Here is a 14,662-nt window from a genome sequence, read left to right as displayed (position 1 = left end):
ACTCAGCCCGCCCACCTTCCGCGCCCTGCCCCCCGGGCAAAGAAAAAGGCCGCCCGGACTGGATCCGGGCGGCCTTCGTTATCTGCTGATCTGCTGACGATCAGTCAGCTTTGCCAGCTTCGATATTGATCGTGACCGGAACTTCGTCGCTGACATAGGGGGCGAACTGGCCTAGGTTGAACTCGGTGCGAACCAGCGTAGTGGTCGCGGTGAACCCCAGCCAGGGCTTGTTTTCCATCGGGTGGTCGCCCGCCTGGTTCAGCGTGGTGTCCAGCACGACCGATTTCGTCACACCGTTCAGCGTCAGATCGCCGGTGATTTTCGCGGTTTTCTCGCCGGTCACCTCAATCGAGGTCGATTTGAAGGTCACGTCCTTGTTCACTTCGGCGTTGAAGAAATCGCCGGTCATGAAGTGGTCATAGCGCGCCTGGAAGCCGGTGATCAGGGTCGAAACCGGGAAGGACACTTCAACCGAGGATTCAGCCGGGTTCTCAGCGTCGAAATTCACCACACCCTCAAAGCCCGAGAACATGCCGTAATTGGTCGAGAAACCAAGGTGGTTATAGCTGAAAAGAATCTGGCTGTGGCCCGGATCGACGTTGTATTTCACGGCCTCGGCGAAAGCGGGGGCAGAGAATGCGGCCAGAGCTGCAGCGAGAGCGAAAGAAAGCGGACGGTTCATACCTGTCTCCTTGCGGGAATAACGATGATGCGAAACTGCAGGTCATGCTGCAAATGCACAATCCGGCAGGATCGAACATCACCCCTGCACAGATGAACAGTCACAAAGCCGCCAGCCCGCTGTGAGCGGCACCATCCCGCCTGCCCCCGTCCCGCCTGCCCCCATCCGGCACAGATCACCTGCCACTGACCTGCAGCTGATCTGCGGCCAAATTGCCGCCATAGCGCTTGCATCAGGGGGCTTTCCCTGTATAAGGCCCCATCCTTTCCGAATACCCATGAACCGGCGATGCCTCTCGTGGACGGGCCCGGAAAGGTCTTATGCCCGTCCTGTGAAGCCGCCCTGACAGCAAGGAAGTCTCATGCCGCTTTACGAGCATGTCTTCATCGCGCGCCAGGATCTTTCCAACGCGCAGGCCGAAGGCCTCATCGAACATTTCTCCACGGTCCTCGCAGACAACGGCGGCAAAGTCGTCGAGCACGAGTACTGGGGCGTCAAAACGATGGCCTATAAGATCAACAAGAACCGCAAGGGCCATTTCACCCTGCTGAAGTCGGATGCTCCGGCTGCTGCAGTGCAGGAAATGGAACGCCTGATGCGTTTGCATGACGACGTGATGCGCGTCCTGACCATCAAGGTCGAGAAGCACACCGAGGGCCCTTCGGTCCAGATGCAAAAGCGTGACGAGCGTGAAGGCCGTGGCGACCGCGATGGCGGCGACCGTGGTGACCGCGGTGACCGTGGCGGCTTCGACCGTCGCGAGCGTCGTTGATCAACGCCTGAAGAAAGGTCCATAAACCATGGCGAACAAACCGTTTTTCCGCCGCCGCAAGGTTTGCCCCTTCTCGGGCGACAATGCACCGGCGATCGACTACAAAGACACCCGCCTTCTGCAGCGCTACATCTCTGAGCGCGGCAAGATCGTTCCCTCGCGCATCACCGCCGTCTCGGCGAAGAAGCAGCGTGAACTGGCACGGGCCATCAAGCGCGCACGTTTCCTCGCGCTTCTGCCCTATGCTGTGAAATAAGGAGCACGGACCTATGCAAGTGATCCTTCTCCAGCGCGTGGCGAAACTTGGCCAAATGGGCGAAGTCGTCAACGTAAAGCCCGGCTACGCCCGCAACTACCTCTTGCCGCAAGGCAAGGCGCTGCGCGCGAACGAGGCGAACATCAAGGGTTTCGAGGCCCGCAAGGCGCAGCTCGAAGCAGACAACCTTGAGACCAAAAAAGAAGCCGAAGCCGTTGCAGCCAAGCTGGACGGTCAGGTCTTCATCGTGATCCGTTCGGCTTCCGATTCGGGCGCGCTTTACGGTTCGGTCTCGCCGCGTGACGTGGCAGATGTCGCAACCGCCGAAGGCTTCACCATTTCGCGTACGCAAGTCGTCCAGAACAAGCCGATCAAAGATCTGGGTATCCACCCGGTCAATGTCGTGCTGCACCCGGAAGTGACTGTCGTGGTTTCGGTGAACGTGGCCCGCTCGGTTGAGGAAGCCGAACTCCAGGCTTCGGGCAAATCGGTTCAGGAACTCGCTGCCGAGGCAGAAGCCCAGGCCGAATTCGAGATCTCGGAACTGTTCGACGAAATGGGCGCAGCTGCGTCCGACGACGAATAAGCCTGTCGAAAAACCAGTTGAAAAGGCCGCGCCCCCGGGTGCGGCCTTTTTCATTGCGCCCTTCTCAGCCCCCCAGTCTCAGCCCCCCAGCCTGGTGCTTCGCCCCCTCTTGCCCCGGGATATGACCCGGCCTATGGAGTTTACGTTACAGTATAACGTAACGAATCATCAAAGGATGCCGATATGACCCTGTCGCTGCGCCATGTGCTGCTTCCCGCCGCCCTCGCCCTGACCGCCTCTGCCTCACTTGCCCTTGCGCAAAACAGCAAGGACGATCATGGCCATTCGCATGATCATGCCCATGATCATTCTCACAGCCATGACGGGGAAACCATGAGCCGCATTTCCGAAGGTTACTTTGAGGACAGTCAGGTCGCCGAGCGCCCCCTTTCCGATTGGGAGGGAGAATGGCAATCCGTCTACCCGCTGCTGCAATCGGGCGCCCTGGACCCGGTCATGGCGCATAAGGCCGAACATGGCGAGAAATCACCCGCCGAATACAAAGCCTATTACGATATCGGCTATGCCACCCAGACCGACAGCATCACCATCAAAGGCGATCAGGTCAGCTTTGTCAGCGCAGGCAAGACCGCCACCGGCACCTATGCCAGCGATGGCTATGAGATCCTGACCTATGCCAAAGGCAATCGCGGCGTGCGCTTCATCTTCAAAAAGACCGCAGGCGATGCTGCTGCCCCCGCCTTTATGCAGTTCAGCGACCATATCATCGCCCCGCAAAAGGCCGACCACTACCACCTCTACTGGGGCGACGACCGCGCGGCCCTGCTGCAAGAGGTGACCAACTGGCCGACCTATTACCCCGCCTCGCTGTCTGAGGCGCAGATCGTCTCTGAGATGCTGGCACACTGAAATACTGGCACAGTAAAGATGTCAGCACAGTGCAGCATGATACGGTGCAGGCTGATACGGTGAAACGAAAAAGGGCGGCCCAGAGGCCGCCCTTTCCCATTTCACCCCTGCCGATCAGCAGGAGTAATACATCGCATATTCAACCGGGTGCGGCGTGTGCTCGTAGGCATACACTTCTTCCCACTTCAGACCGATATAGGCCTGCAGCTGCTCTTTGGTGAACACGTCGCCAGCAAGCAGGAAGTCCATGTCTTTTTCCAGCTCTTCCAGCGCTTCGCGCAGGCTGCCGCAAACGGTCGGGATTGCTGCCAGTTCTTCCGGCGGCAGATCGTAGAGGTCTTTGTCCGAAGCCGGGCCCGGGTCGATCTTGTTCTTGATCCCGTCGAGACCCGCCATCATCAGCGCCGCGAAGGCCAGATAGGGGTTCGCAGCCGGATCGGGGAAACGAGCCTCAACGCGCTTTGCCTTCGGCGATTCGGTCCACGGAATACGCACGCAGCCCGAGCGGTTGCGAGCCGAGAATGCCCGCAGAACCGGGGCTTCAAAGCCCGGGATCAGACGCTTGTAGCTGTTGGTCGAAGGGTTGGTCAGCGCGTTCAGCGCCTTCGCGTGCTTCAGGATGCCGCCGATGAAATACAGCGCTTCCTGCGACAGGTCGGCATATTTGTCGCCTGCGAACAGCGGCTTGCCGTTCTTCCAGATCGACATATTCACGTGCATCCCGCTGCCGTTGTCGCCCTTCATGGGCTTGGGCATGAAGGTCACGGTCTTGCCATAAGCATGGGCCACATTGTGGATGACATACTTATATTTCTGAATGTTGTCAGCCTGTTCGACCAGACCACCGAAGATCATCCCCAGCTCGTGCTGGCAGGTGGCGACCTCGTGGTGATGCTTGTCGACCTTCATGCCCATACGCTTCATGGTCGAGAGCATCTCGCCGCGCAGATCCTGGGCCTCGTCAATCGGGTTCACCGGGAAGTAGCCGCCCTTGTGGCCAGCGCGGTGCGCCAGGTTGCCGCCCTCGATTTCCGCATCGGTGTTCCAGGCAGCCGCCTCGGCGTCGATCTGGAACGAAACCTTCTGCGGCGTGACCGAATAGCGCACGTCGTCGAAGATGAAGAATTCAGCTTCGGGGCCGAAATAGGCGGTGTCACCAATGCCGCTTGCCTTCAGATAGGCTTCGGCTTTCTTGGCGATCTGACGCGGGCAGCGGTCATAGGCCTCATTGGTGTCGGGCTCGACCACGTCGCAATGCACGGCGAGGGTTTTCTCGGCGTAGAACGGATCCAGATAGACCGAGGTCGCATCCGGGATCAGTTTCATGTCGGACTGGTCGATCGACTTCCAGCCGGCAATCGACGAGCCGTCGAACATGAAGCCTTCTTCAAAGAAGTCTTCGTCGATCAGATCGACAACCAGCGTGACGTGCTGGAGCTTGCCTTTCGGATCGGTGAAACGGACGTCGACATATTCGACTTCCTCGTCCTTGATCAGTTTGAGAGCCTTCGCAACCGCGCTCATCTGACTGCCTTTCGTTCAGGGTTAACACTACCCGGGCAAACGCCGAAACGCCCTGCCCGCATTCGAAATTCTGTAAGTCCGGATCTTGCCGCCAGGTCACCCGTTCAGGCGGCCCGCTCAGACCGCGTCATCGCCGGTTTCGCCGGTGCGGATGCGGATCGCCTGCTCGACGGGCGAGACAAAGATCTTGCCGTCGCCGATCTTGTCGGTGCGCGCCGCCGAGACGATGGCCTCAACCGCAGCCTCGACCATATCATCGGCCAGAACGACCTCGATCTTCACCTTGGGCAGGAAGTCGACAACATATTCCGCGCCGCGATACAGCTCGGTATGGCCTTTCTGACGACCGAAGCCCTTGACCTCGGTGACCGAGAGCCCCTGGATGCCCGCCTCTTGCAGCGCTTCCTTGACCTCGTCCAGCTTGAAGGGCTTGATGATCGCCTCAACCTTCTTCATGCGCCGACTCCTCCGTTCTTGTCACAAACCATCGACCACTTTCGCGCCAACCCGGCAATCGCATGCACCGGGACAAGGGCAGAGTCAGGCGAAAATTAAGTCATTGCGAGTGTTTTTTAGTCAAAGCGGCGAAAAATTAAGCAGTAAATAAACCGCGAGACCGGAAGGTTCCAAAAAATGAGCATAATTCTCACCGCGGCGCAGATGCGGGCGGTCGAACAGGCGGCGATTGAAAGCGGTGCCACCAGCGGCCTGCAACTGATGGAGCGGGCGGGCCAGGCGGCGGTTGAGGCGATTCTTACAAAACTGGCGGCGCGTGGCGGCGGCACCCCGCCCCTGCCCGGTCATGCCCTCGTCTCCCGTGCCCCCGTCTCCCGTGCCCTCATCTTTTGCGGGCCAGGGAACAATGGCGGCGATGGCTTTGTGATTGCGCGGCTGCTGCATGATCTGGGCTGGCAGATCGACCTGCATTTCCAGGGCGAGGCCCAGCGGCTGCCGCCCGATGCCCGCGCCAATCATGACCGCTGGCTGGACCTTGGCCCGGTCCTGCCGTTCGGGGGATTCGACCCATGGGCGCAAAATTATGACCTGGTGATCGACGCGCTGCTGGGAATCGGCCTGTCGCGGCCGGTGACAGGTCCAATGGCTGCGGTTTTGGACCAGATCAGCGCGACGGTTTCGATAAATCGCGGCCTTTCGGTCGCCATCGACCTGCCCTCTGGCCTATGCGCCGACAGCGGCAGGCTGATGAGCCAGGCGCCAGAGGTGGATCTGACCGTCACCTTCGGCTTCTTCAAATCAGGTCACTTTCTGGCCGATGGGCCAGAAAGATGCGGTCAGCTTATCTGCTGCGATATCGGGCTGTCGCGCGAGTTGCCCTTCGATCTGTTCCGCCGACAGGAGCAGGGGGCGCGAGGCATGCGCCCGCACTATAGCGCCCTTGTTCAGCTGGCCGATGGCCGTACGCTTCAGCCGGGGTTCTCGGCCCGTAAAAGCATCCTTGATAAGGGCTGGGGCTCATATGGCGAGCATAAGTTCGGCCATGGTCACGCGCTGATTCTGGGTGGCCCGGCGGGGCGCAGCGGGGCGGCCAGGCTGTCGGCGCGCGCCGCCTTGCGGATCGGGGCCGGGCTGGTCACGCTTGGCTGCCCGGAAAATGCGCTGGCCGAGAATGCCGCCCGCCTTGACGCAATCATGCTGCGCGAAATCACAGATGACACTGCCCTTAGCGCCATGCTGCAAGACGCGCGGATCAATGCGCTGTGCCTAGGCCCTGCCCTTGGCACCGGGGCGCGAGAGGCGGGGCTGCTGCGCTCCGCCCTGGCCGCAAAACGCCCGACGGTGCTGGATGCCGACGCACTCAGCCTGCTTGCGCAACAGCCCGAGCTGTTCGCCGCTTTGCACAATCAATGCGTGCTGACCCCGCATGGCGGCGAGTTTGCCCGCCTTTTCCCCGATATCGCCGCCCGCCTTACCGCGCCCCCGGCCCAGGGCCCGGCCTTCTCACGCATTGATGCCGCAAAAGAGGCCGCCAGCCGCGCGGGCTGCACTGTCGTGCTGAAGGGCATGGATACGGTCATTGCAGCGCCAGACGGCAAAGCCAGCATCAACGCGGCCGCCTATGGGCGCGAGGCCCCATGGCTTGCCACGGCAGGCTCTGGCGACGTGCTGGCCGGGATCATAACGGGGCTGCTGGCGCGGGGCGTCTCAACATCCGAATCTGCGGTCTGCGGCTCCTGGCTGCATGTCGAGGCCGCCCGCGCCTTTGGCCCCGGGCTGATCGCCGAGGATCTGCCAGAGGCCCTGCCCGCCGTCCTGCGCCAGATAAACCGCTGGCATGAGGTGACGCCCGATTTCGGCCCGCCCCCAGCGGGATTGTTTGCCGACAAATGAACAAAGCGCAGCAGCCCCGGGGGCACCGCGCTTTCCAGTCAGACCCGCACAGGCGGGCCGCATTGGTTGATTTATAGGATCAGCCAGATTCTCAGGCGGAAACGATTTCTCAGGCAGAAACTTTTGCAGTTTCGCAGGCCAGTTCCAGCCCGCCGGCATAGATCACTTCGTCCTGATCGAATTGCAGGGTGAAGAGGCGGATTTCCGAAACAGCCTCGGGGCGGACATAATCGCCGTCGCAAAGACGACGCGCCTCAACCATGGCAACATCCTTGCCATAGAGGGCTTTTGCCCGCCAGTCGCGCAGCAGGATCTTCTGGCCGGGGGCGATAAAGCAGTCGGCCTCGGGGCGGTCATGACCCAGAGCCGAAGCGCTGACGCGGATCATTTCAGCATTGCGCAGAACGGAAACCTCTACCGATTTCAGAACCTTAGCGCCCGAGCGGGTGATGACGCGATCCCCGGCTGACAGGAACTGAACCGGCAGCTCGCCCTCAAGCGTCAGAACCGTGGTCCCGCTGGTAATGCCTGCCTCAGCAGAGACTTCGGCAGCCAGAGTGTCGGTTTCGACGCTGAGGAGGCTTTCGATGATCATGGTCCCGAGTCCCTGCTTAACTTGTATCCTGCGACCATGTTTCACACCGGACTGTGGCAGGAATGGGACGGGCCTGCGCTTATTTCCAGGCTTTTGCGCCTCATCCCGGCCCTGATGTGCCCGGGATGGGCACAGGATGTGGCAGCAATGTGGCAATGATTTTCCTCTCGCATCCATTCAAGGCCTTTGCTAGAAGGGCGCGGATTTTCCGGGTTTTTCACGGGGGCATGCCTGACCACAAGGCGGGCATGCCCCCGTTTCTTATCCCGGAGGAACAGGAACGTGCGGGTGTGGCGGAATTGGCAGACGCACCGGATTTAGGTTCCGGCGCCTTACGGCGTGGGGGTTCAAGTCCCTCCACCCGCACCATTTGAGGATTGGGAAGGTTAGAGACATGCAGGTCACCGAGACCCTGAAAGACGGCCTGAAGCGCGGCTATACCATCACGGTGACCGCAGCTGAGCTGGACGCCAAAGTCCAGGAAAAGCTTCTGGAGGCACAGCCCCAGGTCGAGATCAAAGGCTTCCGCAAGGGCAAGGTGCCGCTGGCGATCCTGAAAAAGCAATTTGGCGACAAGATGCTTGGCGATGCCATGCAAGACGCCGTTGACGGCGCGATGAAAGACCACTTCGAGGCCACCGGCGACCGTCCGGCGCTGCAGCCCGATGTGAAAATGGTCGAAGGCGAAAGCTGGTCGCCCGAGAAGGACGTCGTGGTTGAGGTTTCCTATGAAATCCTCCCCGAGATCCCGGAACTCGACACCTCGAAAGTGACGCTGGAAAAGCTGGTCGTGAAAGCGGCCGAAGCTGATGTCGAAGAGGCGCTGAAAAACCTCGCAGACAATGCCAAGGATTTTGAGGCCCGCAAGAAGGGCTCGAAAGCCAAAGACGGCGACCAGGTCGTGATCGACTTTGAAGGCTTCGTCGATGGCGAGGCATTTGAAGGCGGCAAAGGCGAGGGCTATCCGCTGGTTCTGGGCTCGAACAGCTTCATCCCCGGTTTCGAGGAACAGCTGGTTGGCGCCAAAGCAGGCGACGATGTCGAAGTCAAAGTGACCTTCCCGGCCGAATATGGTGCAGCGCATCTGGCGGGCAAGGAAGCCCTGTTCAAATGCACCGTCCATGAAGTCAAAGCGCCGAAAGCCGCCGAGATCGACGACGAGCTGGCCAAGAAATTCGGTGCCGAAGATCTGGCCGCGCTGAAAACCCAGATCGGTGAGCGCCTTGAATCGGAATACAAAGGCGCCTCGCGTGCCGTTCTGAAGCGTGCGCTGCTGGATCAGCTGGACGGTCTGGTCTCGTTCGAGCTGCCCTCGAAACTGGTCGAGGCAGAAGCCAGCCAGATCGCGCATCAGCTGTGGCATGAAGAGCACCCCGAAGAGCACGGCCACAACCACGGCAATATCGAAGCCACCGACGAGCATAAGAAGCTCGCCGAGCGTCGCGTGCGTCTGGGCCTCTTGCTGGCTGAAATCGGCCGCAAAGCCGAGGTCACCGTCACTGACGCCGAAATGACCCAGGCCGTGATCCAGACCGCCCGCCAATATCCGGGCCAGGAGCGCGCTTACTTCGAGTTCGTGCAGAAAAACCCGCAAATCCAGCAGCAGCTGCGCGCGCCGATCTTTGAAGACAAGGTCGTCGATCACATCGTGGGTCTTGCCAAGGTAAGCGAGAAAGAAGTCTCGAAAGACGATCTGCAAAAGGCCGTCGAGGCGCTTGACGAGCTTTGATCCCTGACCGGATCTGATCGCGGGGGATTTTCCCGGCGATACGGAATGAGGAAGGCCGCATCCCTGATGCGGCCTTTTTCAATGCGGCGGGGCTTTCGCCGCCCTGCGGCCCCGGCTAGATTTGCCGCCATGACAGCCGATCACGCCATCTCGCAAAACCGCCTTCCCCTGCTGCCCTGGATGGATCCGCGCAGCGCCCGCCTGCCCGGGATCCAGCCGCTGACCGATGACAGCTGGATCAGCCGCGATGAGGCCTTTGTCGGGCAGATGGCGCGGCGCGATGCGCTGATCCTGAACCAGCCCGACCGCGTTCACGCGCTGCTTCCCCGGGCGCAGGCCGCCGCGGATGAGCTCTATGAGGTGATTCTGGCGCGTCTGGCCCGCGATCCGGGCTATAGTTTCGCGGATGGGCTGATCACCCGCCCGGATGGGGTGCAGGTGCGGCCGGATCCGGCGCAGCCACTGCTGACACTGGGCCGCCTTGTGCAAGAGGATCTGTGCATCCTTGAAGTGCCCGACAGCGACCAGACCGAAGCGGGCAGCCATGTGCTGACCGGGGCGATGCTGTGTTTTCCGGCCAGCTGGATGCTGTCGCAAAAGATAGGCCGCTCGCTTTTGCGCATCCATGTGCCGGTAGAGCCCTATGATGAGCGCCTGGCCCGCGGTGTGCAGCGGCTTTTTGATGCGATCCGCCCGGAACAGCCGCTGTGGCGGATGAATTTCCTGACCTATGACGATGCCGAGCTGCATCAGCCCCGCCCCGAGGGCGAGCCACGCCCCCGCCCCGTTCATCATCTTTTCATAAGGTGCGAAAAGCAGTGCCTGATCCGCCTGCCCGTCAGCCGCGCGGTGGTTTTCAGCATCCACACCTGGCAGGTGCGCTCTGATACGGTCACGGCAGAGGAACATGCGACCCTGCTGGCAGCCGTGCATTAGCAGGCCGCCAGCAGGACCAAACGGATGGGCGGGCTTTTTTTCAAAGCTGGCCAATCCCTCCGCTCAAGGGATCAGCTGCGGCCCATCCGCTATTCGAATTCGGCGCTATTCGGATTCGGCGCTATTCAGAATTCGGGTTGCGGCGCAGATCCTCGCCCTTCAGATGGGCAATCCCGGCGCGAACCGCGCCATAGGGGATGGCAAATACGATCATCCAATAGCCGATAACCCTGGCCGCCCCCTCATGCAGCGCCTCTTTGAAGCGCCCGGCCAGGGAAGGATTGTCCGCCTGCCCCGGCGAAGCGCTCTCTGCCCCATGTGATGCAGTCCTGCCGTGATTGGCAGGCCCGTGATCGGCAACCCCGTGCTCTGCGGACCCGTGCAGGGGTTCCACCTCAGCGGGGGATGCGGTCATCAGCGCACGGATCGAGGCCAACTCATCTGCCCCGGCCCTGTCTTGCGGCGCCTGTGGTGGCGCGGCGGCCCGCGATACGGTGTCGCCTTGCGGTGCCAACTGATCAGCGGTTCGGAACAGATCCCGATAGGCGGTTTCGATCCGACTTCCGACCTCTTCAGGGGCATAGGCGTTAAGGTTGGGTTGCGCGACCTCGGCCGCGCGTTTCAGAATACCCGCGCCGCCAAATACCGCGCGGCCCGTGCTTTCGGCCGAGGGAAGATAGCGTCCGGTGCGGCCAAGCCTGTCCTCGGGGATCCGCAGACGCCCCTGGCTCAGCTCACCGCCGACGCTTTCTGCCGATTTGCCACAACGCGAGAGTATGCCAGCCACCGTTTCGCGCCCGATTTTCAGCGCAGTCCGGGCAAAGGCACGCGGATCGAAAGGAGGTGTCTGACTGCCCCTGGCCCAGATGGCCGGGCGGGACTCGTTACGCTCGCCGTTCATTTACAATACCCGTCACTATAGTTCCGTTACGTCACAACCTCTGGCCCAGGCGCCAGACGTCCAACCGTCCCCTGGCAGAGGCCTGGAAAATATGGCGTCTGACCTTACTCTTTGGCAGCCTGCTCTTTGGACGCCTGACCCTTGCCGATCTGGCATCTTCAAGGGCTGCGCAGACAAGCAGGGCCATCTTTGCGCCATGGTTTCCTCTGATGCGGGCAAAAATATGCGCAGCGAATGGCGCAATTGCGTCAAAAATATGTCACAATTTCTGATCACTCAACAAAGACCGACCAGGGGCATCGCCCTCTCTGTAGACGGATCAATCACCGTGCAAACGGGATCAGCCTACCCTCGCGTTCCGCGCATTAAACAGAGATTTTGCCACCCAGGATTGCAATGGCCAATGCGCGCATTGCCCCCTCGCCGGTGATTCCCATGCTTGCCTGCAAGGCGTCGAAACCAACCCGGGCCGCATAAAACACCTCTGCCCGCTCCTGGGCGCGGGGCGCGGACAGGCCAGCCGAAACCAAAAGCCCGCGCAGCTGCGCCACCCGGTGGCATTCGACACGTGCCAGGGCCCTGGCCACCAGCGCATCAGCCTGCGCCCAAACCCGGATCGCCCGTTCGACAACAACCGAACCGGGTTGATCCTCCCCCCCGGCAGGCAGCGGCTGCGGGGCGGCCGTCTCTGCCGCCAGGCCGAGAAAACAGGAAAGCACCGTCTGCCCGGGATGCGGACCGACCTCGGCCTGCAAGCCGGTGCTTTCCCATAGCGCGATCATTTCTGCGCGGAAATCCGCAACCTCACCGAAAAGACCCAGGAACCCCGCACGCGAGCCGCCCGCGCAGTCACACAGCGTCGCCAGCGTCAGCGCCTGATGCCCGTCTGAGGCCAAAAGCGAAAAGCCGCGCATCAGCCAATCCGCGCGGCCAAGCCGCTCTGGCCGTTGAAAACCGGGCACCCGCCAGGGGCGCGGCAAGACCCCCGTCTGCGCCGCCATACCTGGCGTGGCGCCGCCCCCCATATCATCATGCAGCACAGCATCCGGGGCCGCGGCCCAGTTGCGCCCCTTTGGCGGGCGGACATGGCCGTCAATTCGATCTGCAGCCCGCAGCATCAGTTTCATCAGCGCCCCTTTCAGACCCCGGAGATTCTCTCTGCAGCCTGGCTGATGAAGGTTAAAAAAACGCTGCCCCCGCTCTCGGGGGCCAGATTTTACAAAAAACCCGGTAAACTGTGCCGCCTAAAGGCAGGGGCCGGAAAGCCCCCCCCGACGGCCTAAGAGATCTCAGAGGTCGTTATACCGGGCGATCCGTGCAGGGCCGCCCGCAACCGGGGTAAAGCGCAGGTCGATCCCGTTGATCTCGACCTGGTAACAGACCGCCTCGGCATCGGGCCAGATCAGGCACAGGGCCTCATCTCCCTGGCTCCAGCGGCCCCAGAAATCGCCCGAGATCACCCGCCCATCGGCAAAAAATCCCCAGCTGCTGCCATCTTCAAAGCGCATTTCACGCGAGACCAGCGCCCCGGCCAGCGCATCATCGGGTATCCCGACCCAGTCACCCGCCAGGGCCGCCCCCCCGGTAAGCCCGGAAAAGCCGCCAGCCAGCATCATCACGGCCGTCACGACCTTGCGGATTGTTTGCATCATCATTGCCCGATTGCTTGCACCTGCCCCGACCGCTCTTTAAGGGAAGCCCATCCCCGCCGCCATTCAGAGGTTCGTGATGATCCCGCGCTATTCCCGCCCCGAGATGGTTTCGATCTGGTCGCCCGAGACCAAATTCCGCATCTGGTATGAAATCGAAGCCCATGCCTGCGACGCCCAGGCCAATCTTGGCGTGATCCCGAAAGAGAATGCCCAGGCCGTCTGGAAGGCCAAAGACGTGGCCTTTGACGTGGCCCGTATCGACGAAATCGAGGCCGTCACCAAACATGACGTGATCGCCTTCCTGACCCATCTGGCCGAGATCATCGGCAATGATGAGGCGCGGTTTGTCCATCAGGGCATGACCTCATCCGACGTGCTGGACACCACGCTGAACATCCAGCTGGTCCGCGCCTCGGATATCCTGATCGCGGGCGTGGAACGTGTGCTGGCAGCGCTGAAAACCCGCGCCTATGAACACAAAGACACCGTCCGCATCGGCCGCAGCCACGGCATCCACGCCGAGCCCACCACCATGGGCCTGACCTTCGCGCGTTTCTACGCCGAGATGGACCGCAACCTGAAGCGCCTGAAAGCCGCCAAAGATGAGATCCGCACTGGCGCGATCTCTGGCGCGGTTGGCACCTTCGCCAATATCGACCCGGCCGTTGAAGAGTATGTCTGCGCGAAACTGGGCCTTGAGCCAGAGCCGATCTCGACGCAAGTGATCCCGCGCGACCGTCACGCGATGTTCTTTGCCGTGCTGGGCGTGATCGCCAGCTCGATCGAGAACATCGCCATTGAGATCCGCCACATGCAGCGCACCGAGGTGCTCGAGGCGGAAGAATTCTTCTCGCCCGGCCAAAAGGGCAGCAGCGCTATGCCGCATAAGCGCAACCCGGTTCTGACCGAGAACCTCACAGGCCTTGCGCGGCTGGTGCGCATGTCTGTGATCCCGGCGCTGGAGAATGTGGCCCTCTGGCATGAGCGCGACATCTCGCATTCCTCGGTCGAGCGTGCGATTGGCCCCGATACCACCGTGACGCTGGATTTCGCGCTGAACCGCCTGGCGGGCGTGATCGAGAAGCTGGTGATCTACCCGGAAAACATGCTGAAAAACATGAACAAGTTCAAAGGGCTTGTCATGTCGCAGCGGGTTCTGCTGGCGCTGACCCAGGCCGGCGTGTCGCGCGAGGACAGCTATCGCCTCGTCCAGCGCAACGCGATGAAGGTCTGGGAAAATGGCGCCGATTTCAAAACCGAGCTGCTGGCCGACCCCGAAGTGACCAAAGCCCTGTCGCCTGCTGAAATCGAAGAGAAATTCGACCTCGGCTATCACACCAAACATGTCGATACGATCTTTGCACGGGTGTTCGGCGCCTGAGCCGCCACCACAGCAATTCCCTACCTGAAACACCGGGGATTTTACGCCCCGGTGTTTTGATTCGTGCTAGGCTGACCGCTGTGTTCCCCCTGCCTGAGTGTCGTCTGATGTCCAGAACCCTGCCCCACCCCACCATTCTGTCGCCACGCACAGCGCTGCTGGCCGCCGCTTTCACCCTGTTGCCGCTTGCAGCCCAGGCCCAAAGCTGCAGCCTCCCCGAGGCCAGCTCTGCCGCCGATTGCGGCGAGGGCATGGTCTGGAGCGAAGAATCAGGCCTTTGCCTGCCGCTGATGAGCTGACCCTGCCCGATCTGCGCGGGATTTCGTCACAGAATACATGCGGGCGGCGAATTTTTCCGGCGCGACCGGGCTGATCGAAACCACTGGTTAATCAGGCCATGCCAAAGTCACCGCAAAGAGACGACTGCGG

General features: G+C 61.3%; 16 protein-coding genes and 1 tRNA gene. 10 read left to right on the top strand and 7 right to left on the bottom strand.

Annotated elements, in window-relative coordinates:
• Positions 1–100: 100 nt before the first annotated feature.
• Entirely contained in the window at positions 101–682 is a 582-nt protein-coding gene (locus HOY34_RS09075) for a YceI family protein (RefSeq protein WP_172362002.1), read from the bottom strand.
• Between the two features lie 361 nt (positions 683–1,043).
• On the opposite strand from HOY34_RS09075, the gene rpsF reads away from it, so the two are divergent.
• From rpsF to HOY34_RS09055, 4 genes are all read left to right on the top strand, one after another.
• Positions 1,044–1,454 (top strand): 30S ribosomal protein S6, encoded by a 411-nt coding sequence (gene rpsF / locus HOY34_RS09070; RefSeq protein ID WP_172362000.1) that lies wholly within the window; start codon positions 1,044–1,046, stop codon positions 1,452–1,454.
• Between the two features lie 28 nt (positions 1,455–1,482).
• Positions 1,483–1,710, top strand: a complete 228-nt coding sequence (gene rpsR / locus HOY34_RS09065; RefSeq protein WP_011747229.1) for a 30S ribosomal protein S18 — start codon at positions 1,483–1,485, stop codon at positions 1,708–1,710.
• Positions 1,711–1,723: 13 nt separating this feature from the next.
• Positions 1,724–2,296, top strand: coding sequence for a 50S ribosomal protein L9 (gene rplI, locus HOY34_RS09060; RefSeq protein WP_172361998.1), 573 nt, complete (start codon positions 1,724–1,726; stop codon positions 2,294–2,296).
• A gap of 183 nt (positions 2,297–2,479) precedes the next feature.
• On the top strand, positions 2,480–3,166 hold the full coding sequence (locus tag HOY34_RS09055) for a ZinT family metal-binding protein (protein ID WP_172361996.1): 687 nt from the start codon (positions 2,480–2,482) through the stop codon (positions 3,164–3,166).
• A 114-nt stretch (positions 3,167–3,280) separates the two neighbouring features.
• Here HOY34_RS09055 and glnA read toward each other — a convergent pair whose 3' ends face one another.
• Both glnA and HOY34_RS09045 read right to left on the bottom strand, forming a co-directional pair.
• A complete protein-coding gene (gene glnA / locus HOY34_RS09050) occupies positions 3,281–4,690 on the bottom strand; it encodes a type I glutamate--ammonia ligase (protein WP_172361995.1) in 1,410 nt (469 codons plus the stop codon).
• Positions 4,691–4,807: 117 nt separating this feature from the next.
• Positions 4,808–5,146, bottom strand: coding sequence for a P-II family nitrogen regulator (locus HOY34_RS09045; protein ID WP_172361993.1), 339 nt, complete (start codon positions 5,144–5,146; stop codon positions 4,808–4,810).
• A gap of 177 nt (positions 5,147–5,323) precedes the next feature.
• On the opposite strand from HOY34_RS09045, the gene HOY34_RS09040 reads away from it, so the two are divergent.
• Complete coding sequence (locus tag HOY34_RS09040) at positions 5,324–7,039, top strand: NAD(P)H-hydrate dehydratase (RefSeq protein WP_172361992.1); 1,716 nt, start codon at positions 5,324–5,326, stop codon at positions 7,037–7,039.
• 109 nt (positions 7,040–7,148) lie between these two features.
• On the opposite strand, the gene HOY34_RS09035 is transcribed toward HOY34_RS09040, so the two are convergent.
• Positions 7,149–7,634, bottom strand: a complete 486-nt coding sequence (locus HOY34_RS09035; RefSeq protein ID WP_172361990.1) for a Hint domain-containing protein — start codon at positions 7,632–7,634, stop codon at positions 7,149–7,151.
• A 284-nt stretch (positions 7,635–7,918) separates the two neighbouring features.
• Between HOY34_RS09035 and HOY34_RS09030 the strand changes: the two genes are divergently transcribed.
• The 3 genes from HOY34_RS09030 to HOY34_RS09020 all read left to right on the top strand — a co-directional run bounded on the left by HOY34_RS09030 (position 7,919) and on the right by HOY34_RS09020 (position 10,299).
• Positions 7,919–8,003, top strand: a tRNA-Leu gene (locus HOY34_RS09030).
• A gap of 25 nt (positions 8,004–8,028) precedes the next feature.
• A complete protein-coding gene (tig, locus tag HOY34_RS09025; RefSeq protein ID WP_172361989.1) occupies positions 8,029–9,363 on the top strand; it encodes a trigger factor in 1,335 nt (444 codons plus the stop codon).
• 129 nt (positions 9,364–9,492) lie between these two features.
• A complete protein-coding gene (locus HOY34_RS09020) occupies positions 9,493–10,299 on the top strand; it encodes a heme-dependent oxidative N-demethylase family protein (RefSeq protein WP_172361987.1) in 807 nt (268 codons plus the stop codon).
• Between the two features lie 121 nt (positions 10,300–10,420).
• Here HOY34_RS09020 and HOY34_RS09015 read toward each other — a convergent pair whose 3' ends face one another.
• From HOY34_RS09015 to HOY34_RS09005, 3 genes are all read right to left on the bottom strand, one after another.
• Positions 10,421–11,200 (bottom strand): hypothetical protein, encoded by a 780-nt coding sequence (locus tag HOY34_RS09015; protein WP_172361985.1) that lies wholly within the window; start codon positions 11,198–11,200, stop codon positions 10,421–10,423.
• A gap of 365 nt (positions 11,201–11,565) precedes the next feature.
• Positions 11,566–12,327, bottom strand: coding sequence for a hypothetical protein (locus tag HOY34_RS09010; protein ID WP_172361983.1), 762 nt, complete (start codon positions 12,325–12,327; stop codon positions 11,566–11,568).
• Positions 12,328–12,489: 162 nt separating this feature from the next.
• Positions 12,490–12,855, bottom strand: a complete 366-nt coding sequence (locus HOY34_RS09005) for a hypothetical protein (RefSeq protein ID WP_172361981.1) — start codon at positions 12,853–12,855, stop codon at positions 12,490–12,492.
• A gap of 73 nt (positions 12,856–12,928) precedes the next feature.
• Between HOY34_RS09005 and purB the strand changes: the two genes are divergently transcribed.
• Together purB and HOY34_RS08995 are read left to right on the top strand one after the other, a co-directional pair.
• On the top strand, positions 12,929–14,233 hold the full coding sequence (gene purB / locus HOY34_RS09000) for an adenylosuccinate lyase (RefSeq protein WP_172361979.1): 1,305 nt from the start codon (positions 12,929–12,931) through the stop codon (positions 14,231–14,233).
• A gap of 107 nt (positions 14,234–14,340) precedes the next feature.
• Positions 14,341–14,532, top strand: coding sequence for a hypothetical protein (locus HOY34_RS08995; RefSeq protein ID WP_172361978.1), 192 nt, complete (start codon positions 14,341–14,343; stop codon positions 14,530–14,532).
• The last annotated feature ends 130 nt before the right edge of the window (positions 14,533–14,662 follow it).

The organism is Pseudogemmobacter hezensis (genome assembly GCF_013155295.1).
In the GTDB taxonomy this organism is placed as follows: domain Bacteria; phylum Pseudomonadota; class Alphaproteobacteria; order Rhodobacterales; family Rhodobacteraceae; genus Pseudogemmobacter; species Pseudogemmobacter hezensis.
Note: the sequence above shows the minus strand (reverse complement) of the source record. Positions and strands in the feature narration are given on the sequence as shown.